Here is a 23,609-nt window from a genome sequence, read left to right on the forward strand (position 1 = left end):
CTTATACCGGTATGAATTTAATTATTCAATTACATTACAGCCATCAATTATATAGTTCCATGAAGGAGCAGATTGATCAACTTGTTCTTTATAGTAATCACCTTTAGCAATATCAATTTTCTCGCCGTCAGGATTTGTTCCTGTCAGAGGGCCTGCGAATACTTGGAGTTCTCCTGATTTGATTTCTTCTGCCGCTTTATCAATTGCTTCCTGGGTTCCTTCTGCGGCAATGTCTTTATTCAGAGGTGACAGGTAAACTGCATCGTCTGCCAGACCTTTACACCAGTCCACCGGAATCTCTTTGCCGTCAATTACATCCTTCACTGCTTCTGTCACATAAATTCCCCAGTCAATACGTGCGGAAATTAGAGAAGCCTTCGGCGCTGCCTCAATCATATCATTATTGTAGCCTACCTGATATGCGCCGTACTCTTCCGCAGTTGTTGCAGGAGCCGTAGAGTCAGAATGCTGTGAAACCACGTCACAGCCGCGCTCAATCAGAGCTTTTGCAACCTGAGATTCTATGGTAGGGTCATTCCAGGAGTTTGTATACATAATGTCCATTGTCACATCCGGGTTTACACTCCTGGCACCCAGATAAAATGATGTATATCCGCTAATAACCTCTGCAAAGGGGAATGCTGCAACATAACCAATGTGATTGCTTTCTGTCTTCAGACCGGCAGCAATACCGGCCAGATAGCGTGCTTCATAAATTGATGCGAAATAGTTATGCATATTGTCCAGACCGGAGTCTTTAGCCTGGTAGCCTGTGGCATGGCAGAATTGTACATCCGGATACTCCGACGCAACTTCTTTTACGTAATCCTCAAAGCCAAAGCTCGTTGCAAAAATAATGTTGCATCCTGCATCCACGAGTTCCCTTAATGCCGTGTCACATTCTGCACCTTCAGGAACATTGAACTTATTGATAATCTGGTCATCACTTATGCCTAATGTCTTTTGCATCTCTTTGGTGCCAAGGTCATGGTTGTATGTATACCCCATATCACTGGCATCAGATACGTGTACAAAACCAATCTTGATATCTTCTTTTGTGATGCCTGCTGATGCTTCTTTCTTCTTATCTCCGGAATCAGTGCTGCTTGTCTCTGCTGCCGGCTTGCCACAGCCTGCCAGCATGCTGACCGCCATGGCTGCGCACAGTAATGTGCTTAAAATTTTCTTCTTCATAACCTTCTCCTCCTAAAAAAATTGGCTACCCATATCAGAAATACATTCCGCCATTGGATAGCCTGTCTACATTTAAATATTACACTGGGATAAAAAATAAGTCAATACTTCCCGACTTGTTTTCGACAAACATTATTTATTTTTACTTCTTAATAAATTTACCACCCCTTATAAAAAAATATAAGGGATCCCACACCTTTTCCAATTGCAATGCTTAATATAAACACCGAAATATATCGGACCATCTTCAATCTCCGTACAAAAATCGGGAACAGATTCAGTATTTCAGCCAGAGCCATAGCCCAGCATCCCACAAAAATACCGATCATAAGGCCAAATATGGGGAGTATCCAGCTACCGTGGGGAATGTGTATCTGAAATATGGAAATCAGATTTCCCACAATACCACCCAGCGCCACACAGTCTTCATACAACAGTATCTTATCCGCCGTGTGAGTGCGGTCTGCAAAGTCAGCAGCTATGCCAAGTTCTATGATAAATGAAAATAATCCTCCTGCGACGATCAATCCGCCGCTAAGTCCGATGACTGCCAGCATGATTTGATTTACCCACATCCAGTTCCTGCTCCCTTCTTGATGCATCTTCCACTAAAGTAGTCTGTATATCGTTTTCATATAGCCGCATCTGCACTTCCATGGGCGTTGGATCCACCGTAAAATGCTTTTTCCCGAAATGGTTAAAAAATATAAGAATTCCTATTGTAATTCCTATAGAATAAGTAACCTCTAATATAGTAAATCCATCCGATGTATTTCCCGTGACATATTTATAAATCTGCGAAAAGAGCTTTGGCACAGACACATCATTATTAAATGTCATAATGGCAAAAGCAGATCCGCAGAACGTAATCAAAGCAACACAGGCAGTTTTTAGAATGTGCCAGAACATGCCGGGAGTCTTCTGCGCTTCATAGGTTACAATAATATCCTGCTCCCCCATATTTTGGACTTCCAGACCCGGATATTTCTCATGTATACAGGCAATAATTTTTAAAATGGAAATAACAACACGCTGTTTCCCCTTATCTGGTATTTTCATTATTTTTAATGTCTTCAATTTGGGAATGATATCTTTGTTGCTGCACTCAAGGGACACAATATCGCCCAAAGCAACATCCGCCTTTTGTACCTCTACGTTCCTGTCGCCTTTTAGGTATACCGTATCGTGATTAACAGCCATAATATTCCACCCCCGGCCTCTGAATCAACGTTCCTTCACTATTATTGCCGGATGTACTTCCGTTGAAAAAGTAATAAAAAACGCCAATCACAACTGCCGCCAACACAATGCTAAATAGGCAAATGCGGATTTTCCTTTTTCCATTTTCCATGATTGCACCTAACCTTCCTCCACATAATAGATAGAGCTGCTGCTCCATTTCAAGGTTAGTATCTGAAATTTTTTATAAAATATGCGTTACTGTTAAGAGTTTCCCTGTTTCCGCATACTCTCAATAATGCGTTTTTCCATCCTGGATACCTGTACCTGGGAAATTCCCATCCTTTTTCCGACCTGAGACTGTGTCTCCTCAGCAAAATACCGCAGGTAAATCAGCTGGCGCTCTTCTTTATCCAGACTCTCCAGCAGTTGTGCAAGCAGCATACGGTCGAGAACTTTCTCTTCTTTTCTCTCTTTTTCTTCCAGCTTGTCCACCAGGCGGATTTCGTTTCCCTCTTTCTGATGAATTGGCTTGTACAAGGAATCCACTTCACCTCCCGCTTCCAAAGCCTGGACAATTTCCTCTCGGTCTACCTCCATGATTTCTGCCAGCTCTTCTAAAGTTGGTTCCCGTCCGAGCCTGCCTATCAGTTCTTCTCTGGTCTGAAAGATTTTATATGAAAGTTCTTTTAAAGACCGGCTCACTTTTATCATACCGTCATCCCTCAAAAACCGTTTAATCTCACCTGATATCATGGGCACTGCGTATGTGGAAAATTTCACTTCATAAGACAGATCAAATTTATCAATAGCCTTAAGAAGACCGATACTTCCAATCTGGAATAAATCTTCCGCTTCGGTACCTCTTCCATAAAATCTTTTCACTACACACCATACCAGCCCTACATTTTCTTCCACTAATTGTTCTCTCGCTTCTTTATCCCCATCGTGTGATTTTTTAATTAAAGCGATTGTGTGGTCCATAGCTCCCTTCCTTTTCCGATGGTTTTTTTCATCCTTACTGTAGTACCTTTCCCCAGTTCTGATTCAACTTCTACCTGGTCCATAAAGGCTTCCATAAAGGCAAATCCCATTCCGGAACGTTCCAGTTCAGGCTTACTGGTATACAAGGGTGTCATGGCCTGTTCCACGTCCCCTATCCCGACACCACTGTCTCTTACTTCCACTGTAAACTGCTGTCCTTCTATCCTGCAGCGAATGGAAACCTTATGTATTTTATTCTCATATCCGTGAATGACAGAATTTGTCACGGCCTCAGACACTGCAGTCTTCACATCTGACACCTCTTCTACTGTAGGATTTAACTGGGTCATAAAGGATGCCACAGCTACTCTTGCAAATCCCTCATTGGATGAAAAGCTGTCAAAAATAATCTCCATTTCATTTGTGTTTTTCATGCTTCGTCCTCCTCATATATTTGCATTATTTTTGTCATTCCCGACATAGTCAGAATTTTTCTTATTCTTGCACTGGTATGCACTGCCCAGATTTCTCCGCCCAGCAGACGTATAATTCGATATCTTCCCATAATCACTCCGATTCCTGAGCTATCCATAAAATCTGTCATCTCAAAATCAAAAATCACAAATTTAATATGATTGCGTTCGATCAGTGCGTCCGCATTTTTTCTCATATCCTCTGCATTGTGATGATCCACCTCCCTGGGCAGATAAATAGTCAGGCAGTTTTCCTGCACCTGATACTTCATAGTACTCCTCCTCCATACTTTTACAGTTTTTGTTCGGGACATGTGAAGCGCTCCCCGCCTGTTTGCCCTGTTCTTATGCGTCTTCTTTCTTTTTGGGAATCAGAAAAAGGATATGTAAACTTTTACATATCCTTATCTTGCGTAAATAAGCAGAAATCATGTTTCATCATTCATTAGTTCCGCCGTCATCCGTTGTGCCTTCTCCTGCCACGGCTGTTCCATCCTCCGCGGTGGTGCTTGTTCCCTGTGAAATTGTGTCCAGAGCATTCTGTGCTTCCTGCCCATTCTCTGTGTCCGGAAATAATTCAACAGTACGTTTCAGATAAGCTGAAGCATTGTCATTATCCCCATTTCGCTGATACGCCAGGCCCAGATTCAGCAGCGCTCCTCCATCGTCATAACTTTCATCCATCTTTACGACCTTTCCCAGAGAAGATATGGCGGTATCGTAGTTTGCCACATTTAAAGATTCCACTCCTCCAGAATAAAGGATGTCACATGCAGAAGGGAAAATACTTGCGGAAAGTTCATTATACATTTGCTGTCCGCCTTCTCCCAGAGCATCTCTATTTACACTCAAAAGTGCATCCGCCATCACATCATAAGTGTAGCTTCCCGAATTGAACTGGCTGGATACTGACATTAAATTTTCATAACTCTCCGAAGTACTTGCTGCATTCTTAGCGTTGGCCGCTGCATCCGCATCATTCTGGCGGTACTGATCCAGTGTCCTCGTCTGGGCACTGACCTGAGCCTCCAAGGCATTAATACGCTCACTGTACTCCACGACCTGTTTATTCACATTATCTGCCTTTGACTTACTCACCGCCGGTGATATCAAAAACCACACAATAGCAGCTCCAATTACAGCACCTACAACAATATTCATTACTGTAAATTTAGCAGTCAGTGCCTTAACCCCTCCATTTTTGGGCTGGATGATAGTCTCATTTCCCAGACTGTACTCCACTGTTTCTTCTCTCCCGGGTCTTTCAGCATTTGCCTTTTTCCCCCGAAGATTAGCCATCTCATGCATATATCGAAGAGTCATATCGTTGGTCGTATCTATTTTTCTCGCAATCCGCAGTGCCTGTCTTGCCTTAGCGTATTGTTCTGTGTGCAGGTAAAGTAATGCAAGCAGCTGATATGCCTTTAAAAATGAAGGGTGAGCTGCCACGACCTTCTTCAGCTGAATAATCGCCAGGTCTTCTCCACTCTGGCTGCAGTACACAAGACACTGATTGTATCTTTTTACAGCTTGATTAACGGTCTCCAGTTCAACAGTTGATTTTTGGACTTTATTTATAAAATAGTCAGCTATGTTATCCCTTGGTTTTAAGTTCTTGCTGATAATCCACTCAACCAGACCTTCTGCAGCCTCTCCGCGCCCATAATAGACAAGGCCCAAAAGGTTTCTGGCGGTAATATTTTCTCTATTATATTGTAAACTCCGCCTAAGGGAAACAATAGCACCGGACAGATCCCTTATCTGTGCTTTCCTCAGGCCATCATTATACCAGTAATTAGATTGATATAAGATTCTCTTCCTGTAGTCCATCTATGGTCACCATTGTCTTTCCTTATTTCTTCTGATCCATAACTTCCCTCAGTAAATCCGTCATATCCGATAAATCTTCCTGATACACCGCGTCCTCGATGTCTTCTACTTCCAGACTCGGTTTGAATTTCTTAAGTTCCTCTTCGTAATCTAACATTTCATATCCCCTGCTTCCTTATTAGTTCCAACTCTCCTACCAGATAAAGGGATCCCAGACAGTATATTTTCCTGTTCCCCTGGCGTTTAAGTACATATTGAAGTGCTTCTCTGGCAGACTCCTTTATTACAACAGACTTATCTGTATATCTGCTGAAAACATGCCGCAGTTCTTCCAAAGATGTTCCACGCTTATTTTCAATTCGGGTAAGCACGTAAAAACCTGTGTTTAGTCCTCTGCAGAGGCATGAAATCATTTCCTCATAGTTTTTATCACGTACTGCAGAAAATAATATAATATTTTCTTCTTTCTGAGTCTGCACACTCTTAATGAAGTTCTCCACTGCACTGACATTATGTGCACCATCCACATAGACACCGGGGAGGATTTCCTCCATACGTCCTGACCACTTTGCCTGACTAAGTGCTTCTCTCCAGCCATCTGCTCTGCCCGTATTTCCAAAGATAAAACGCATAACCTCCATTGCAAGCAACGCGTTGCCCGGCTGGTAAGTTCCTATGTTGTTTAATGTCCATGCTGTATTTCCATAATACGCATTTGTGCAGGAAAATGCAATATGTTTATCCCTGATTCCCAGAATTTCGTACGCGTCTTTCCCTATTTTTTTACATGGTGCTCCCTGCAAAGCAGCCTGATTTTCAATGACTCGGTTACTCTCTTTGCACGTGTCAGAGTAGAAAACTGGTATCCCCGGCTTAATGATTCCTGCTTTTTCAAAGGCAATCTTCTCTATAGTATCACCGAGAATCTCCGTATGGTCCAGGCCGATGGAAGTAATCGCTGTCACCAGAGGTGTTTCAATGGAATTGGTTGCATCCAGCCGCCCTCCCAGTCCGGTCTCCAGCACAATGTACTCTACATCTTCCCTTGCAAATGCTGTCATTGCCATTCCAAACAAGAACTCAAAAAAAGTGGGGTGCAAAAGTCCTGCTTCCTGCATCTTTTCAATTCTGCCAAGAACATATTCAAACAACTCAAGAAAAGTGTCGTCGGAAATCTGTCTGCCATTGATAATAATTCTCTCATTCATTTTTATCAGGTGGGGAGAAATAAATAGCCCAACCGTCTTTTTCTGTGCCAAAAGCATGGTGCTCAAATAAAAACACACTGATCCTTTACCGTTTGTACCCGCCACATGAATAATCCGCCGCCCCTTCTGCGGATTTCCAAGGTATTCTAAAAACCGGCAGGTATGTTCTTGTTTGTTTTTTTTTGTAAACTTCGGGATGCTCAAAATATATTTAACTGCTTCCTCGTATGTCACTTTACATCCCCCGTGTCTGTATCTGCAAACGCATTTCGTCCGGCTTCGGCTTCATCGCCTGTCAACAAAATCTCTGTCAATTTTCCATCCTGATACGTGTATTCCCTGGATTCACGGAAAACTGTATTGCTGGAACCAACCTGGTCTACTTGTATAACATCACCGTTTCCAAGCTTTGAATCTTTCAGGTCAATTCTTGTATTATTCAAAAACGTACTGCTTTGTTTTTCCCCGTTTATATACACTTTACTCTGTTTTGTAAAGTTTTCACCGTAAACACTGTAAGTTCCGTCCATCTGAGATACCAGTTCCGTAATTGAGGTATCTTTCACGCCCATTGCCATGTGCCCCTCGGTGATTGGTTGTCCACTGTCTTCATAGACATATTGCTTTCCGTACAAAATGTCATACTGCAGAAGTTCCAGATCTGCTAAATAATTCTTCGTCTGCCTTCTCTGCTGATGATAATTGAATACAGTGCCTGAATGAATGTCCAGTCTTTCAAATACATCCGCCATAATCTGATAGGAAGGAACATTTCTGTCTTCCTTTTTAAGCCCGATATTGTCCCAGATTACATAATTGGTATTATAAAGGTATCTGCTCTTCATGTCCTTGGCTTCCAGTCCCATGGTGGGCAGATGGTCCCCGTAAAATACAACAACCGTCGGTTCGCCCCGCTTCTTAATCTCCTTGATGAGATTTCCGGCAAATTTATCCATCTCATGGACTTCATTGACATAATACTCCCAGGAGTTTCGCTTTCCCTCATCTTCTACACCACTCACCACAATTTCCGGATTTTCAATCATCTTCTCTGTAGGATAATCCCCATGACCCTGTACACTGACGGTAAACACAAAGTCCTGCTGCCTGGTAGTATCCATGGATTCCAGGATGTTGGGAATCAGGATATCGTCCGTTGCCCAGCCCTTCGGCGTAGTCTGCAGAATATTCATGAACTCCTTGCTTGTAAAATGGTCAAAGCCCATATGGTTATAGACCTGAGCCCGGCTGTAGAAATTCCCCCCGTTATTGTGAATCGCCTCTGCACCATAGCCAAGGCTTTCCAAAGCAGTGGCAGCACTTTCCATCGGGTTCGTCTTTACATAAGTTTTATATGGATATTCCCCCGGTCCGAAATACCGCATGTTCATCCCTGTCAGCACTTCAAACTCAGTATTTGCAGTTCCTGCACCTACAGACGGAACTTTAAAATATCCGCAGGAAAAATTCTGATGCATCTCTCTTAAGTTAGGAATCGGATCCTCTGAAAAATGCAGCCATTCTACTTCTGTAGGGTCAAAATAGGATTCCAGCTGTACGAAAATAATGTTCGGCAGCTCATTCTCGGACCGCCCCGTCTCATTTTTTGTAATATCACCATCGTTGGTGATTTTTTTCATCGTATCTTTACTATATCCTGCCGGTTCTGATATGCCGGTATCAAAAACACTGGCTGTAAAACAGTAGGGGAAACCGTAATCCTCATAGGCAAAAGCAATGTTTCCGAAATAATTTGAAACCACACGCTTATCAATTGCCACATCTGTAAGAACAACATATGCACCAATCCAGAATACCACCCCGAACAAAGAAATAACACGATGCATCCTTCCTGTATACTGCCCTCCTCTGCGCCACATAGAGAGGACCCAGAGTATCACTGCCACAATCCCAATGATTAATAAAACCAATTCAGGAGGACTAAAATAGTTGCTCGTCAGTTCCAGAGCGTCGGAAAGGACCTTAAGATCCTGGGCATTAAAAGGTGTGACTCTTTTAAAAAGCAGATAGCCGTTGCATATGCCGATAAACAGCCAGAACACACTCACCAGAATTCTGGCAAACACCCTCCGGCGGACCAGAAACACAATGGAAAAGGTTGAAAATATCAAAAATGTATTAAACAAAAACACTTTCGGTGTTCCTGCCATGTAATTCCATGCCGATAACAGAGAATGCCTTGATATCACTTCTATAGAGAAATTCAGCACTGCTGCCAGCAGAAAGTGAAGAATGAGTGCTATCTTATTCATGAAACTATATACAGGTCTCATTTTTTTTGCAAAGGCACTGTTGCGGCGCCGCTCAAGCGCAAGCTGCCGCCGCTTTTTTCTTGCTTCCCTGTGTGCTTTTATATCTTCTTTATTAAGATTTTTTATTTTATAAAAAAACCCTTTTATATAAGGTTTCCTGATTTGAATGTGTTTCATTTATGACCACTCCTATGATTTCTTCAAGCCTGCCATTCTCTCCTGTACCTGCTTTAACATTTGCGCATACTTTTCCAGTTTGTCTTTTTCTTCCTGAACCTTTGCCTGGGGAGCTTTACTGGTAAATCTTTCGTTTGCCAGCATGCCTTTTGCTCTCGCAATCTCTTTTTTCAGTCTATCTTCTTCTTTTGTCAATCGTTTTGTTTCCTGTTCGAAATCAACCAGATCTTCCATAGGAAGATAAGCGACAGCATCCGGCACAACAATAGAAACAGCGTCCTCTGAAATGCCCTCCTTTTGCGTACCAATCAATATCTCCGAACTGCTCATCAGAGGCTTTACAAAATCAGCTATGGCCTTAAAGCCTGCTGCAAGTATCTCGTCTTTACATACAATAAACACTTTTGTTTTACGGTTATTTGCAACGTTCATCTCCGCACGGATGTTCCGGATTTGGCGTACTATTTCTTTCATGTGTTCTACTATGTTTTCCGATGAGGCAAAGTTCCATTCTTCTTTGTATACCGGCCACTTTGAAATCATCAGTGATTCTTCTTCCGGAACAAGGGCGTTATAGATTTCCTCAGTTATGAAGGGCATAAACGGATGAAGCATCTTCAGTGCCTGTCCCAAAACAGTTTTCAGAGTCCACAATGCACAGTTGGCTGCTTCTTTATTTTCATCTTTATGATAAATACGATACTTGGCAATCTCAATATACCAGTCGCAGAATTCGTCCCAGATAAAATCATACACCTTTTGTACCGCAATACCCAGCTCGAATTTATCCATATTCTCGGTCACATCTTTTGCCAGAGTATTTACTTTAGATAAAATCCACTTATCTGCTTCTGCCAATTTAGAAATTGCCGGCTGCGTCAGTTCTTCATTTTCAATGTTCATGAGAATAAAACGTGATGCGTTCCATACCTTATTTGCAAAGTTTCTGCTTGCCTCTACCCTTTCCTGATAAAAACGCATATCATTGCCGGGAGCATTTCCTGTCAACAGTGTAAGACGAAGCGCATCTGCACCATACTGATCAATGACATCCAGCGGGTCGATTCCGTTTCCGAGGGACTTACTCATCTTACGTCCCTGGGAATCTCTCACAAGTCCGTGAATCAGCACTGTATTAAACGGTGCTTTTCCGGTATGCTCATATCCTGAGAATACCATACGGATAACCCAGAAAAGAATAATATCATACCCTGTTACCAGCACATCCGTAGGGTAAAAATAGTCCAGATCTTCTGTTTTTTCCGGCCAGCCTAATGTGGAAAACGGCCACAGTGCAGAACTAAACCACGTATCAAGTGTATCCTCGTCCTGTGTAAAATGTGTTCCGCCGCAGTGTGGGCAGACTTTTGGCATTCCTTTCGACACTGTGATCTCTCCACATTCATCACAATAATACGCAGGAATCCTGTGTCCCCACCAGATTTGTCTGGAAATACACCAGTCCTTAATGTTCTCCAGCCAGTGGAGGTATATCTTGTCAAAACGCTCCGGTACAAACTTGAGTTCTCCCGTCTTCAATGCATTAATGGCAGGTTTTGCTAATTCTTCCATCTTCACAAACCACTGCTGTTTAATCAGTGGTTCCACCGTTGTGGAACACCTGTCATGGGTGCCCACATTATGAGAGTGAGGCTCTATTTTCACAAGAAAGCCCTGGCTTTTCAGGTCCTCTACAATTGCCTTTCTCGCCTCATAGCGTTCCAGCCCCGCGTATTTACCACCCTTTTCGTTTATGGTGGCATTATCATTCATAATATTGATTTCTTCCAGCTTGTGGCGTTTTCCCACTTCAAAATCATTGGGGTCATGGGCCGGAGTAATCTTTACGGCACCTGTTCCAAATTCTTTATCAACATAGTAATCAGCTACAATAGGTATTTCTCGATTTACCAGTGGAAGTACTGCTTTCTTCCCCACGATATCTTTGTAGCGCTCATCATCCGGATGTACTGCTATTGCAGTATCCCCCAGCATGGTTTCCGGACGTGTAGTGGCAATCTCAAGAAATCGATCTGTACCTGCTATGGGATATTTAATATGCCAGAAGAAGCCGTCCTGCTCTTCATGTTCCACTTCTGCATCGGAAAGCGATGTCTTACAAACCGGGCACCAGTTAATGATTCTGGAGCCTTTATAAATATAGCCCTTTTCATACAGGCGGATAAACACTTCCTCCACTGCCTTGGAACAGCCCTCGTCCATTGTGAAGCGTTCTCTGTCCCAATCGCAGGAGATTCCCAGCTTTTTCAACTGATTTTGAATGGTTCCAGCATACTCTTCTTTCCACTGCCATGTTCTTTTCAGAAATCCTTCACGCCCCAGCTCTTTCTTGTCAATTCCCTCTTCTTTTAATTGATTTGTAACCTTGACCTCTGTGGAAATTGCGGCATGATCTGTCCCCGGTATCCACAGTGCATTATATCCCTCCATCCTTTTATATCGGATCAGAATATCCTGCAGGGTGTTGTCCAGAGCATGTCCCATGTGCAGCTTTCCCGTAATATTCGGTGGCGGCATTACAGTTGTAAATGGTTTTCTGCTTCTGTCCACCTCTGCATGAAAATATTTCTTTTCACACCATCTTTCATATAATTTTTTTTCAATTTCTTTTGGGCTATAAGTTTTTGCCAGTTCCTTTCCCATTGTTTCCTCCTTATACTCTCCATTCTTTCACAATATTTTCACATTTTAAAAAATTTAAAACGCCCTCTACATATTGTAAAGGGCGTAATCAACGCGGTACCACCTTAATTTCATGCCATCTGACTCTCTTGCTTTTTCCAACAGGGGGCATCTCTTTAGAGCACTGCTGCATTAATATTTCGCAAAATAGCTTGCCCGGAAAAGTTAATGCAGCAGTACACCAGTCCTGTAACGTAGACAATTCCGGGACATCTTACCGTTGTTATATTCAGACCTCCAGTTCAGAAGCTACCTTCCACAATTCTCTTCTGAAACCGCTTTCCAGCCAATGAGCGGTTCTCTCTGTCAAGAGTCATTATGTACTCCTCTTCCTCAGCACCTTTACATATGAAGAAAACATGTACCTATTCAAAAAAGACATTTGAGCTGTCTCAACTGTACAGTTACAAAAATATTAAGCATATGTTAACTAAAGACCATCATATCTTTCAAGTGCCGATTTGTCAAGGATTTTAGTAAATCTTAAGATTCAAAGTTTTTGGAAATAAAAGAAATCCACGTCTTGTTTTGTCAAAGACATACAGGGGTTTCCTAATCTTGCCCTGATTGCCTCTATAACCTGCCTATAGGCATTCCAATAATCTACTTCACTTTCTATCTCAGTAGGGTTTCTGGTGCTGACAACTAAAAAAGTCATACTATAGAAAGCTTCTTCATTATTATCATGCTTTACGGTATAGCTGGTGTATATATTTGCTGAAACAAAAATATTAGTCTCTTCATATATAAGCCCTGCACTTACGTCCCATAAATCTGCAATCATACCTACTGTATACCGCTTGAGATCAAGGTCATAAAATGTGACCGCGTAACGTTCTGTTTCCATGGTTCACCATGCCTGTTACTTCTTCTATACCAATATATGTGCGCAGACTGAAATTATGTTACCTTGCACTGTCTCACTCTCTTTTGTAAATAGCTTGCCTGAGCCGTTTAGTTTAAGGTCTTTAGTTTTGCAATCATGTCTACAATGGAATATCCGTAGCGTTCTGCCGTCGCCCAGCCATAGCCCCCCGGGTTTTCCTTCTGCCCAAGCCACTCCACATAAGGGGCACATCCCTTCGTTACATATTCATATCGATCATCCACACACTCCTGATTCAGGGCATCCCCGGTGGCATAAGCCTTCAGATGCTGGATTTGGGCACGTATTCCTATTCTGACATCGGCAAAGGATTCTCCGGGCACGCCGCCGCCCGTGGTGCCGAGCCCTGCAAAATTGAACTGTCTAATTGAGGCATCCCCGCCGTACTGCAGAAATCCTGTTTCTTTCATAGTCTGTACAAAAGCCACCTCCGGACGTACTCCCTCCGCTGCAGCTTCATCATAAAACATCTGGCAGAAAGTTTCAATGTTGTCCGCCCCGCCCTCCTGTAATTCTTTCGCTGGGTATTGTTTACCGCTGGATTTAAAAAACTTCACCATCTGGTCGACTGTCACAGGACTTTTTCCCATGATCGGATATTGTCCCTGTGCGATTACTTCTTCTGTCTGTTTTGCATCTTGCTTATCTTTATCTTCTGTTTCTTCGTTATTTTCTGCCTTTGCCGCTGCATTTTCCGCTTCTGCTTTTTCATAAGCACCCTTTGAGGAGGCCTGCTCCGTTCTTTTTTGTTCAATTTTCCTTTCAAATGCTCCACTATTAGAGCCAATCCCGATTCCAGCGACTAAAAGAATTGCCAGCCCAAGTTCAAGCCAGATCTTCATTTTATTTTTGTTAATTTTTTCAGATCCCATATCTGCCACCCTTGTCCCAAATTTCCATTCCCTGCTTACCTTTACAATATATGCACAAGACTGTTTCTTATTTCTACTTTATAAAAAAATATCGGCTTATTTGTTTGGCATTTATGGATTACGAAAAGGTTACAGTCCGGCATGTTTACATAAGCAAACATCTGTATGGCCAAACTGTAACCTATAGTTTTGTTCTGTAGTTGGTTTTATTCTGTAACTACACCTTTCTGCAGCATTACATTTGCATAAAGTGCCTTTTCACTTGTGGCGATAATTGCGTAGGCGGTTTTTGATTCGTCATAGAACTTAAAGCGTTCGATATTTCCTACAGCGCCTGCGCCCCTTTTATCATATTTGGATACAATCTCTTTATAAGTGTCCCAAATAGGTGTCTCTACATCATCACCCGGCATTACTTCCATTAGATTCATTGGTTTATCAACATAGGTATCCAACGGAAATACTTTGAGGATTGCATCAAGTATCTCAGGCACACCGTGCCCGTCACATCGAATTACAACTGCATCTTTTCCCATAGACTCCGCCGGAAAGTTTCCGTCAGAAATGACAAGCCTGTCGCTATGCCCCATCTCACACAATACTTTTAATAACTCAGGTGATAAAATCTGTGGAATTCCTTTTAACATATCTGCCTCCTGCTAAAAGCAAGATTGAAAGTCCTGCTCCCAACCTTGCTGTTTTCTATCGAATTGTCTTGTACAGCGGTCCGTATGCCTGGCAGGCTCTGAAGTCCTGTCCCTCTTTGTCCTGACCAAATGCATTCCATGCTGTAGGTCTAAAGATCTTCTCCTCAGGAACATTGTGCATAGCTACCGGAATTCTTAGCATAGAGCAAAGTGTAATTAAATCAGCACCTATATGACCGTACATAATTGCACCGTGGTTAGCGCCCCAGTTGTTCATTACATCATACGCTGTTGCAAATGCACCCTGGCCTGTAGTTCTTGGGGTAAACCATGTACATGGCCATGTATAGTCTGTTCTCTTCCAGAGCGTATCTGTTACACCTTCCGGAAGCTTCACAGTCCAGCCCTCTGCAATCTGAAGCATCGGTCCTAAATTCTTAACAAGATTCAGACGAATCATTGTTACAGGCATTTCAGCCTCTGTCACAAATCTGGAAGAATAACCGCCGCCTCTGAAGTATCCAAGGTCTGCATAGTTCCATGTTGTGGCATTCATGATTGCTTCCTGATCTTCTTTGGTGATATCATACCACGGTTTCATGCATCCGTTCCCATCTGCATCTTTCGCCTGTCCGTTTGCATCCAGGCATGCTGCACCTGAATTAATCAGATGAATAAAGCCGCCGGCTTCTTTTGCATGACCTTCTACATCATAGCCTGTTGCCTTCTTTACAGCCTCCGGACTCCAGTAGGTACGAACATCAGCGAAAATAGAAGGTGTGTTTGTAAGCAGTTTTCCAAACATCATTCCCAGTCCGTTCAAAACGTCATTTTCTGTTGCCAGAATGTATGGCTCTCTTGCTCCGTTCCAGTCAAAGGATGTATTAAGCACAGCCTCTGCGAAGTCACAATTCGGGTAGAAGTCTGTCCACTGTCTCTGTCCCTGGAAACCTGCTGCCAGTGCATTGTGTCCTACCATTTCTTCCTCTGATCCTTCCGGCAGATTTTGATTTCCGTTCATCAAGTCTTTGATGATGCACATCATCTTTACTACAAATTCCCAATCAGAATCTTTCTCTTCACGTGACTTCTGCATTTCCTCGGGATTCTTGTCAAATCCTTCCTTACATTTTTCTTTTGTCCAGGCAAGAGCCTTCTGATATTCTGCTTCATCATAGATGCCTTCCGTCATACGGCGGATGATTTCTACTTCATCTACAGATTCTACACGCATGCCAAGGTATTCTTCAATAAATGCCGGATCGATAATGGAGCCGCCGATTCCCATACAGATGGAGCCGATCTGAAGATAAGATTTACCTCTCATAGTCGCAGTGGCAACAGAAGCACGTCCGAATCTCAGCAGCTTCTCTTTTACATCATAGGGAATTTCTGTATCATCAGCTTCCTGTACGTCATGGCCGTAGATACCAAATGCAGGAAGTCCTTTCTGTGAATGAGTAGCCAGTACAGATGCAAGGTAAACAGCACCCGGTCTCTCTGTTCCGTTGAACCCCCATACAGCCTTGATTGTCATCGGATCCATATCCATTGTCTCTGCACCATAACACCAGCATGGAGTTACAGTCACTGTGATATCGACACCTTCTTTTCTAAACTTGTCCGCACACGCAGCAGCTTCCCCCACACGTCCGATTGTTGTATCGGCGATTACAACTTTTACCGGCTCACCGTTTGAATATTTCAGATTCTCTTCAAATAATCTGGCGGCAGCTTTGGCCATGTTCATGGTCTGCTCCTCCAGAGATTCACGAACCTTAAGAGGTCCTCTTCTTCCGTCAATCGTTGGTCTGATACCAATTGCCGGATAACTTCCGATAAGTCTTGATTTTGCCATAACTTGTTTCCTCCTTATTTTTGAATAATAGTTTTAAACTTCTCATATGCCGCACTCCACTTTTCTTCATCCTGGGGAGTGTACTCATATGTTGTTTCTGAATTTGCAATAATTTGTCTTGCCTCGCTTGTGTCCTTTATCTCTCCCAGGGACATAAACTGTACGGCTATATTTCCAAGGGCCGTAGCTTCAACCGGTCCTGCTATAACTTTACGTCCGCCCGCTCCGGCGGTCATCCGGCAGAGCAGTCTGCTCTGAATTCCTCCGCCAATCATATGGATAACAGGATAATGCCTGTCCGTGCAGCTTTCTATCTGTTCTAATGCATACCTGTACTTCAATGCCAGACTCTGGTTGATGCAGCACATAATCTCACCGATTGTCTCAGGAACTTTCTGTCCTGTCCTGCGGCAAAATTCACGGATACGTTCCGGTATATTACCGGCCGGTACAAACTCCGGTGCATCAGGATCTACAAAACTCTTAAACGGCTCTGCCTTCAGTGCCATTTTCTCCAGTTCTCCAAAGGAATATTCCCGGCCTTCTCTGATCCACTGTCTTCTGCTCTCCTGTGCAAGCCATAAGCCGCTGATATTTTTCAGCAGCGTAGTCGTGTTGCCATAACCACCTTCATTACTTACATTACACTTTAGGGACTTTTCTCCGATAATCGGAGCCTTCAATTCTGTTCCAAACAGACTCCAGGTCCCGCAGCTTATGAATATAAAATCTTCCTCACGGGTTGGTACGGCTGCCACAGCACTCTGTGTATCATGACTTGCAACCGCAATTACTTTAGCCGGCTCTACGCCCAGCTCTTCACAAATGTCATCACTTAAATTTCCTACTACGGTACCGCTTGGTACAATCTCCGGGAAAATTCTCTCCGGGATCTGCAATGCCTTTAAAACTTTATCTGACCACATTTTATTCCTTGCATCCAGAAGCTGTGTAGTTGTAGCCATCGTGTACTCTGCCTTCTGTTGACCCGTCAGAAAATAATTGAACAAATCCGGTGTCAGCAGCAGCTTGTCTGCCCGCTTTAAAAGCCAGGGTCTCTTCTGAACCAGCGAGTAAAGCTGAAATACTGTATTAAAATTCTCGAATTGATTGCCTGTCATATCATAAAGTTCATCTTTGGAAATCCTTTTGAATACTTCTTCCTGTATTCCCATTGTTCTGTTGTCCCGATAGTGTACGGCATTCTCCAACAGTACTCCATGTTCATCCAAAAGGCCGAAGTCAACACCCCAGGTGTCAATTCCAAGACTCTCAAAGCCGCCTTTTTGCTTAGCCTTGATAATTCCTTGCTTTATTTCGAAGAACTGTCTTAATGTATCCCAATACATAGTCCCGACGACGATAACCGGATCATTCGAAAAGCGGTATACTTCTTCCATACATATCCTGCCGTCCTCCAGGGTTCCTAAAATAGCACGGCCACTGGAAGCTCCGAAGTCAAATGCAAGCACCTGCTTCTTGTCATTACTCACTTATCTTCCTCCCTTCTTCATGGTTTCTTATAGTTTATCATTGTTACTCTAAATATACTTGTGTTATAATGGTAAAAAATATAACAATATTCACATAAAGGAGATTTATGCAATACATCAATTACCGGGAAAATTGGCAGCGTGGAACAGCCGACTTTCCATTAGAATATCACCATATTTCGCCCACACATCCACAGTATGTCATGGCACTCCACTGGCATGTGGAATTTGAAATCATCCGTATTCTAAAAGGTTCCTTTCATCTTTTTATAGACGAACAGGAATTCGATGTTACAGAGGGCTCTTCTATCATTATTCCTGCAGGAGCACTTCACGCCGGAACACCGAAAGAATGCACCTATGAGTGCATTGTCTTCGATATGAACATGTTAATGAACAAAAACGATTCCTGCTGCAAGCTTATCCGCCAGATTATTGACCATGAAGTGGAACCTATATACGTTTACCCCGAAAGCTATAACGATATCCACCAGGAAGTCTGGTCTCTGTTCGACGCTGTTTCATCTAAAAAAAGGGGATACCAGCTAGTTGTTTTAGGCTCACTATATCAGATAACAGGAACAATTTATTCTAAAAACTATTATAATCCCGTTCCTGAGAATCCTCCCAGAAATCACCGTCGTATAGTGCAGCTTAAAACCGCACTGGAATTCATGGAATCTTCCTATCATACACAGCTTTCTCTAAAAGAGATGGCCGACAGTGTTCATATGTCACCCAAATACTTTTGCCGCTTCTTTCAGGAGATGACCCATCGAACACCTGTTGATTACCTCAATTACTATCGGATCGAGCGGGCATGCTACCAGCTTTTAACTACAGATCAGACCATTACAGAGGTAGCTTATAATTCCGGTTTCAATGACTTGAGCTATTTTATAAAAACTTTCAAAAAATATAAAGGAATCACTCCAAAACAATATTTAAAAGCCTGACGTTTAAAGCAAGTTCTTTTATTAGACAAAGGGGGGGGGGCTTTAAAAAGCTCCCCCCTCCTCTTTATCTTATATCTTTTAACAACACTTCCATTTTCTTAATGTGTGTTAGTCATACAGGTTCTGTGCAATCTCTTTATCATCCATGTTGTCTGCTGTATACCACTGGCATCCTGTATCAACATCTGATACGTCCTCGCCCTTGGCAGCCTTCACACAAAGATCAACAACTGTCTCGCCCATTTTTACAGGAGCCTGTGTAATAGCACCGATGAATTCCCCTGTCTTAACCGCATTCTTAATAACTTCACCGGAGTCAAATGCAATACCGATAACCTGGTCATCGCCTGAACCGAACTTATTCAGGTTCTCATTCCCTGTCACCATGGCTTCACCGGAATGCTGGTTTGAACCATAAATAGCTATGGTATCTTTCTTATTAAGCAATGTCTGGCAGTCCAGAGAAGATAGTTCAGATGTTACCTGAGCCGGAACTGCTACATCAATGATTACATCAGCGCCGTCTGTTTTTTCTACTTTAGCGTCAGATACATACTTGTCGTTTCCTTCAATAGAAACTGTTTTTCCGTCAGCATCACATAATTCTGCAATTTTATCAATAAATCCAAGTCCACGGTTAATGATAGATTCAGATGTTGCATCCTGCCCCATAACACCGATTCTTACCGGACCTGAGGCCTTTGCAATTCTATCTTTGATAGCTGCCTTATAGCCTTCTTCTGCAGCCTGCTCGCCTGCCTTGTAGTTGTCTGTAGAAGCATTTGCTACGATTGCGCCTTTTGGAGCTCCCGGGACACCAGAGTCAAAACCAACGATAGGGATGTTGGAAGACTGTGCCTGGGTAATTGCATCCATACACGCCTCTGTATCAAGAGCTGCCAGAGCAATTGCATCCGGCTGTGCATTGATTGCGCTCTGAAGCATCTGTACCTGATCGGCAATATCAGATTCAGAGTTGGGACCTACAAAGTTAATCTTAACACCCAGCTCATCTGCCTTTTGTGTCGACCCCTTGAGAACTGACTGCCAATACTGATGCTGGAATCCTTTTGATACGATTTCAATGCTTATATCCTCTTTAGCTTTTGATGAAGAATCATCTCCTCCTTTTTCGGATGAAGAGCTGTCTCCCTTTGAACCACAGCCAATCACCATGGTTCCGACCATTGCAGCACATAATAATGCGCTAATTACTTTTTTCTTCATTTCTTTTCCTCCCTTGAAATTAGAATTATTATTAAAACCGCCGCACTGGGCGAATTTAATACCTCATCGTTTGGACTATCATACTTTGTTCGTAGGTTACGCGCGTTTAGTGTTCTTCAATGTATCAATCAGTACGGCTACAATCAGTACAAGTCCTGTAATGATCTGCTGCCAGTTCGCCTGCAGCCCGATGAACGGCAGACCTGTCTTTAACAGCGACATGACGAATACACCGAACAGAGTTCCTGCAATCGTACCATAACCGCCTGTCATAGATGTTCCGCCGATGATTGCACCTGCAATGGCATCCAGCTCAAGCCCCGCCCCTGTACCGGGTGCCACAGCCTGAAAAGTAGCCGAATATGCAACGCCTGCTATTCCTGTAAAGAGTCCGGAAATAATGTAGGCAAGTGACTGCCATTTCACAACATTAATACCGGAAAGTCTGGTCGCTTCTTTGTTACTTCCGATAGCGATAATATATCGTCCCGGCCTTGACCTGTTCAGGAACGTAGACATAATAGCAACAACTAAAATGACAATCACTAATCCAAGTGGAAACCTCACATTCCCTATAGTTATCTTAAAGATACTTCGAAACCAGCCCTGAGGAACACTTGCGGCAGGCCATGTAATACTCATACCGCCTGTCAGTATGGATCCAAGACCTCTTGCCACCATCATCGTGCCCAGTGTACCGATGAATGGGGGCAGATCCATCACTGCAATCAGCAGGGCATTAAACACCCCGAACAGAAGTCCTAGGACTATAGATGCCAGTATGCCTACTATAACCGGCATTCCCTGATGGGTAATCAGATAACCTCCCACCAGACCGCTGGCGATCATACCAGTTCCTATAGAAAGGTCTACTCCTCCGGTAATCAGGGCAAATGTAACACCGATTGCCATAAAGCTGATATAATATGAGTAGTCAAAAATACTGACAACTGTCGAATATTTGCGGAACGACGGACTCATAATGCTAAAGAGAAAAGCCAGCAGGATAATAACCAGGACTACAACAATTTTCTGGGTTCCTATTGCTCTTACCAACGGATTATTGGTAAATGCATTCCCCTTTTTCTCGTTCTTTCCCATTTTCTCATCTCCTCCTAATTTCGCAGCGTCGCAGCATGCATGATGTTTTCCTGTGTTGCCTCTGAAATATCCATCTCACCAGTTTTCCTGCCTTCACACATAACCACGATGCGGTCGCTCATTCTCAGAATTTCTGTCATTTCAGAGGAAATCATGATAATCGACTTTCCTTCTGCTACCAGTTCATTCATTAATTGATAAATCTCACTCTTTGCTCCTACATCGATTCCTCTGGTTGGCTCATCAAATATCAGGATATCACAATCCTTTACCAGCCATTTTGCAATAACTACTTTCTGCTGATTACCACCGGAAAGATTCACCACCAGCTGATCTACAGAAGGGGTCTTCGTCTTCAGGGAATCTACATACTTGCTGGCAACCGCTGCCTCTTTTTTCTTGTTGATAAAAATACCATTCATATAATTGTCCAGAGAAGCCATCGTAGAATTCTCCGCAACTGTCTTCTGCACAACTATACCATATTGCTTTCTATCCTCCGACAAATAGCCGATTCCATTTTTAACAGCATCCATCGGATTTTTGATGTCCATCTTTTTCCCATTGATATAGACATCCCCACTCTCCTTGGGATCTGCACCGAACAGCGCTCTTGCTGTCTCGGTCCGGCCGGCACCCATAAGACCCGAAAATCCCAGAATCTCGCCCTTGTGGAGCTCAAAGCTAACATCCTGCACCATCTTTCCTGCGTTCAGGTTCTCTACTTTAAGAACAACCGGCGCATCAGGCGCAACGTTACTTTTTGTCTTCGGTTCCTCATAAATGACACGTCCGACCATCATATTGATAATATCGTCTTTTGTTGAGTCCTCCGTAATCAGCGTTCCCACATAGCCGCCGTCCCGCATGACTGTCACACGGTCGGTAATCACTTTAATCTCATCCATCCTGTGAGAAATATATACGATTCCCATCTGTTTTTCTCTCAGGTCCTTAATAATTTTGAACAACTCATCAATTTCTGTTTCTGTCAAAGCTGCAGAAGGCTCGTCAAAGACAATTACCTTCGCATCATGTGAAATAGCCTTCGCGATTTCACACATCTGCTGTTTTCCGACGGTCAGTCTTCCCATCTTCTCTGTTGGATCGATATCAATATTCAGCTTGTCAAACAGCTTCTTTGCTTCCTCGTTCATTTTTTTATCACTGATCAATTTTCCTGTCATCATCTCACGCCCAATAAAGATATTCTGAGCAACCGTAAGATGATTCAGCATGTTCAGTTCCTGGTGTACAATGACGATACCGGCTGCCTGTGCCTCTCTTGGGTTGGCAAATACTACTTCTTTTCCTTCATAGGTAATCGTTCCTTCGTCTTTTGTATAGATTCCGGTTAAAACCTTCATAAGTGTAGACTTTCCTGCCCCATTCTCCCCCATCAGAGCATGGACTTCACCTTTTCTGACTTCCAGATTCACATGGTCGAGTGCATGTACCCCGGGGAAAGACTTATCTATACCATTCATTGTTAAAATTACTTCTCCCACGTTCTCACCTTCCTATTCTTTATATTCCAAATCTGATTAGTTCTTTCTCTTACGGCTGCGGACATCGGCATATACCGCCACAAGCACAATCAGTCCGGTAATCACGTACTGCCAGTCTTTCTGGAATCCCATAGCCAAGATTCCTTCCTGCAGAAGAGCAATAATCATAACACCTATAACTGTACCGCTGATGGAAGCAACACCTCCTGCCATTGAGGTTCCTCCCATAACACAGCCGGCAATCGCCTCATTGTTGAATGTATCTCCCAGCCCCGGCTGTACTGTTGTGTAAGCACCTACATAGACAATGGATGCTATCCCCGCCAGTGTTCCGCATATAACATAAGCCAGCATCTCCCATTTTTTTACATTGACACCGGAAAGACGAACCGCCTCTTTATTGCTTCCAAGGCATAAGATATATCTTCCGATCTTTGTTTTATTTAAAATAATTGCACAGATTATTGCGACAACTAACAGGAAAATCAGTCCTGTAGGAATCTGCGTACCACTGCCTGTTATAACCTTAACCAGAACTCTAAACCCACCGTTTTCCTGACTGGACTGGGGCCAGCTTACAGACTGTGTCTTTGTAAATGCAGAACCCACACCCTTTGCAAGCATCATACTTGCCATAGATGTAATAAAAGAAGGCATGTTCCAGTAAGCAACCAGATATCCGTTTATAAATCCAAATGCCGTGCCGACCAAAATGGAAATGATCAGGCATACTGCAAGCGGAACTCCTGACTTTGTAAGTAAAGATCCACTAATCAAAGCCGCACAGAACATGACCGGCCCGATAGAGAAATCGATTCCTCCCGTCGCGATGACAAATGTAACTCCCAATGCAAGAAAACCTAAAAAGTAAGCATAATTTAATGCACTCAGGACTCTGTTGTAGTTAAGAAATGTCGGGCTTAAAATAGCGAATACTATGTACATCAATATAAGTACACAGAATAGGACAACTCTGTTAAAACCAACCTTTTTAACCAGTGCGTTATTTTTAATCTTTTCCACTTCCCATTCCTCCAATT

The 23,609-nt window shown here is 43.0% G+C and carries 22 protein-coding genes and 1 other annotated feature; of the genes, 1 reads left to right on the forward strand and 21 read right to left on the reverse strand.

What is annotated here, in order from left to right; genetic code table 11:
- Positions 1-21: 21 nt before the first annotated feature.
- The 17 genes from BN3456_RS08700 to BN3456_RS08770 all read right to left on the reverse strand — a co-directional run bounded on the left by BN3456_RS08700 (position 22) and on the right by BN3456_RS08770 (position 17,777).
- Positions 22-1,194, reverse strand: coding sequence for a BMP family ABC transporter substrate-binding protein (locus BN3456_RS08700; protein ID WP_089983753.1), 1,173 nt, complete (start codon positions 1,192-1,194; stop codon positions 22-24).
- Between the two features lie 158 nt (positions 1,195-1,352).
- A complete protein-coding gene (locus BN3456_RS08705; protein ID WP_089983754.1) occupies positions 1,353-1,769 on the reverse strand; it encodes a stage V sporulation protein AB in 417 nt (138 codons plus the stop codon).
- Positions 1,729-2,394 (reverse strand): stage V sporulation protein AA, encoded by a 666-nt coding sequence (locus BN3456_RS08710; protein ID WP_089983755.1) that lies wholly within the window; start codon positions 2,392-2,394, stop codon positions 1,729-1,731. Before BN3456_RS08710 ends, BN3456_RS08705 begins: the two co-directional genes overlap by 41 nt.
- Positions 2,384-2,545: a hypothetical protein gene (locus BN3456_RS15905; RefSeq protein WP_176699156.1), complete on the reverse strand. Its 162-nt coding sequence runs from the start codon at positions 2,543-2,545 to the stop codon at positions 2,384-2,386. Before BN3456_RS15905 ends, BN3456_RS08710 begins: the two co-directional genes overlap by 11 nt.
- A 92-nt stretch (positions 2,546-2,637) precedes the next feature.
- Positions 2,638-3,357, reverse strand: a complete 720-nt coding sequence (sigF, locus tag BN3456_RS08715) for an RNA polymerase sporulation sigma factor SigF (protein WP_089983756.1) — start codon at positions 3,355-3,357, stop codon at positions 2,638-2,640.
- Positions 3,336-3,791, reverse strand: coding sequence for an anti-sigma F factor (gene spoIIAB / locus BN3456_RS08720; protein WP_089983757.1), 456 nt, complete (start codon positions 3,789-3,791; stop codon positions 3,336-3,338). Before spoIIAB ends, sigF begins: the two co-directional genes overlap by 22 nt.
- Complete coding sequence (locus BN3456_RS08725; RefSeq protein WP_089983758.1) at positions 3,788-4,102, reverse strand: STAS domain-containing protein; 315 nt, start codon at positions 4,100-4,102, stop codon at positions 3,788-3,790. Before BN3456_RS08725 ends, spoIIAB begins: the two co-directional genes overlap by 4 nt.
- A gap of 166 nt (positions 4,103-4,268) precedes the next feature.
- Complete coding sequence (locus BN3456_RS08730) at positions 4,269-5,660, reverse strand: tetratricopeptide repeat protein (RefSeq protein WP_089983759.1); 1,392 nt, start codon at positions 5,658-5,660, stop codon at positions 4,269-4,271.
- A 22-nt stretch (positions 5,661-5,682) separates the two neighbouring features.
- Complete coding sequence (locus tag BN3456_RS16470) at positions 5,683-5,817, reverse strand: hypothetical protein (protein WP_278280285.1); 135 nt, start codon at positions 5,815-5,817, stop codon at positions 5,683-5,685.
- Between the two features lies 1 nt (position 5,818).
- Positions 5,819-7,102 carry a bifunctional folylpolyglutamate synthase/dihydrofolate synthase gene (locus BN3456_RS08735; protein WP_089983760.1) on the reverse strand — a complete coding sequence of 428 codons (1,284 nt, stop codon included), beginning with the start codon at positions 7,100-7,102 and terminating at the stop codon, positions 5,819-5,821.
- Positions 7,099-9,318 (reverse strand): LTA synthase family protein, encoded by a 2,220-nt coding sequence (locus BN3456_RS08740; RefSeq protein ID WP_089983761.1) that lies wholly within the window; start codon positions 9,316-9,318, stop codon positions 7,099-7,101. Before BN3456_RS08740 ends, BN3456_RS08735 begins: the two co-directional genes overlap by 4 nt.
- 12 nt (positions 9,319-9,330) lie before the next feature.
- Complete coding sequence (locus tag BN3456_RS08745) at positions 9,331-11,982, reverse strand: valine--tRNA ligase (protein ID WP_089983762.1); 2,652 nt, start codon at positions 11,980-11,982, stop codon at positions 9,331-9,333.
- A 75-nt stretch (positions 11,983-12,057) separates the two neighbouring features.
- Positions 12,058-12,367 (reverse strand) — a binding site (T-box leader).
- A gap of 144 nt (positions 12,368-12,511) precedes the next feature.
- Entirely contained in the window at positions 12,512-12,868 is a 357-nt protein-coding gene (locus BN3456_RS08750; protein ID WP_089983763.1) for a hypothetical protein, read from the reverse strand.
- 107 nt (positions 12,869-12,975) lie between these two features.
- Positions 12,976-13,779, reverse strand: a complete 804-nt coding sequence (locus tag BN3456_RS08755; protein ID WP_242862843.1) for a glucosaminidase domain-containing protein — start codon at positions 13,777-13,779, stop codon at positions 12,976-12,978.
- A gap of 206 nt (positions 13,780-13,985) precedes the next feature.
- Positions 13,986-14,426 carry an RbsD/FucU family protein gene (locus BN3456_RS08760; RefSeq protein WP_089983764.1) on the reverse strand — a complete coding sequence of 147 codons (441 nt, stop codon included), beginning with the start codon at positions 14,424-14,426 and terminating at the stop codon, positions 13,986-13,988.
- 55 nt (positions 14,427-14,481) lie between these two features.
- A complete protein-coding gene (locus BN3456_RS08765; protein WP_089983765.1) occupies positions 14,482-16,284 on the reverse strand; it encodes an L-fucose isomerase in 1,803 nt (600 codons plus the stop codon).
- A 14-nt stretch (positions 16,285-16,298) separates the two neighbouring features.
- Positions 16,299-17,777, reverse strand: coding sequence for a rhamnulokinase (locus BN3456_RS08770; protein WP_089983766.1), 1,479 nt, complete (start codon positions 17,775-17,777; stop codon positions 16,299-16,301).
- A 107-nt stretch (positions 17,778-17,884) separates the two neighbouring features.
- On the opposite strand from BN3456_RS08770, the gene BN3456_RS08775 reads away from it, so the two are divergent.
- Positions 17,885-18,733: an AraC family transcriptional regulator gene (locus tag BN3456_RS08775; RefSeq protein ID WP_089983767.1), complete on the forward strand. Its 849-nt coding sequence runs from the start codon at positions 17,885-17,887 to the stop codon at positions 18,731-18,733.
- Between the two features lie 108 nt (positions 18,734-18,841).
- Here the strand turns inward: BN3456_RS08775 and BN3456_RS08780 are convergent, their stop codons facing one another.
- The 4 genes from BN3456_RS08780 to BN3456_RS08795 all read right to left on the reverse strand — a co-directional run bounded on the left by BN3456_RS08780 (position 18,842) and on the right by BN3456_RS08795 (position 23,592).
- Complete coding sequence (locus tag BN3456_RS08780) at positions 18,842-19,960, reverse strand: substrate-binding domain-containing protein (RefSeq protein ID WP_089983768.1); 1,119 nt, start codon at positions 19,958-19,960, stop codon at positions 18,842-18,844.
- Between the two features lie 96 nt (positions 19,961-20,056).
- A complete protein-coding gene (locus tag BN3456_RS08785) occupies positions 20,057-21,061 on the reverse strand; it encodes an ABC transporter permease (protein ID WP_089983769.1) in 1,005 nt (334 codons plus the stop codon).
- A 14-nt stretch (positions 21,062-21,075) separates the two neighbouring features.
- Entirely contained in the window at positions 21,076-22,569 is a 1,494-nt protein-coding gene (locus BN3456_RS08790) for a sugar ABC transporter ATP-binding protein (RefSeq protein ID WP_089983770.1), read from the reverse strand.
- Between the two features lie 36 nt (positions 22,570-22,605).
- A complete protein-coding gene (locus BN3456_RS08795) occupies positions 22,606-23,592 on the reverse strand; it encodes an ABC transporter permease (protein ID WP_089983771.1) in 987 nt (328 codons plus the stop codon).
- Positions 23,593-23,609: the final 17 nt, after the last annotated feature.

The sequence above is a fragment of the Clostridium sp. C105KSO13 genome, from assembly GCF_001517425.1.
Taxonomy (GTDB): domain Bacteria; phylum Bacillota; class Clostridia; order Lachnospirales; family Lachnospiraceae; genus Muricomes.

Bases quoted from the DNA above. Each gene is read 5' to 3' on its own strand.
- BN3456_RS08700 (WP_089983753.1), bottom strand. From the start codon at position 1,194: ATGAAGAAGAAAATTTTAAGCACATTACTGTGCGCAGCCATGGCGGTC.
- BN3456_RS08705 (WP_089983754.1), bottom strand. From the start codon at position 1,769: ATGTGGGTAAATCAAATCATGCTGGCAGTCATCGGACTTAGCGGCGGA.
- BN3456_RS08710 (WP_089983755.1), bottom strand. From the start codon at position 2,394: ATGGCTGTTAATCACGATACGGTATACCTAAAAGGCGACAGGAACGTA.
- BN3456_RS15905 (WP_176699156.1), bottom strand. From the start codon at position 2,545: ATGGAAAATGGAAAAAGGAAAATCCGCATTTGCCTATTTAGCATTGTG.
- sigF (WP_089983756.1), bottom strand. From the start codon at position 3,357: ATGGACCACACAATCGCTTTAATTAAAAAATCACACGATGGGGATAAA.
- spoIIAB (WP_089983757.1), bottom strand. From the start codon at position 3,791: ATGAAAAACACAAATGAAATGGAGATTATTTTTGACAGCTTTTCATCC.
- BN3456_RS08725 (WP_089983758.1), bottom strand. From the start codon at position 4,102: ATGAAGTATCAGGTGCAGGAAAACTGCCTGACTATTTATCTGCCCAGG.
- BN3456_RS08730 (WP_089983759.1), bottom strand. From the start codon at position 5,660: ATGGACTACAGGAAGAGAATCTTATATCAATCTAATTACTGGTATAAT.
- BN3456_RS16470 (WP_278280285.1), bottom strand. From the start codon at position 5,817: ATGTTAGATTACGAAGAGGAACTTAAGAAATTCAAACCGAGTCTGGAA.
- BN3456_RS08740 (WP_089983761.1), bottom strand. From the start codon at position 9,318: ATGAAACACATTCAAATCAGGAAACCTTATATAAAAGGGTTTTTTTAT.
- BN3456_RS08745 (WP_089983762.1), bottom strand. From the start codon at position 11,982: ATGGGAAAGGAACTGGCAAAAACTTATAGCCCAAAAGAAATTGAAAAA.
- BN3456_RS08750 (WP_089983763.1), bottom strand. From the start codon at position 12,868: ATGGAAACAGAACGTTACGCGGTCACATTTTATGACCTTGATCTCAAG.
- BN3456_RS08755 (WP_242862843.1), bottom strand. From the start codon at position 13,779: ATGGGATCTGAAAAAATTAACAAAAATAAAATGAAGATCTGGCTTGAA.
- BN3456_RS08760 (WP_089983764.1), bottom strand. From the start codon at position 14,426: ATGTTAAAAGGAATTCCACAGATTTTATCACCTGAGTTATTAAAAGTA.
- BN3456_RS08765 (WP_089983765.1), bottom strand. From the start codon at position 16,284: ATGGCAAAATCAAGACTTATCGGAAGTTATCCGGCAATTGGTATCAGA.
- BN3456_RS08775 (WP_089983767.1), top strand. From the start codon at position 17,885: ATGCAATACATCAATTACCGGGAAAATTGGCAGCGTGGAACAGCCGAC.
- BN3456_RS08780 (WP_089983768.1), bottom strand. From the start codon at position 19,960: ATGAAGAAAAAAGTAATTAGCGCATTATTATGTGCTGCAATGGTCGGA.
- BN3456_RS08785 (WP_089983769.1), bottom strand. From the start codon at position 21,061: ATGGGAAAGAACGAGAAAAAGGGGAATGCATTTACCAATAATCCGTTG.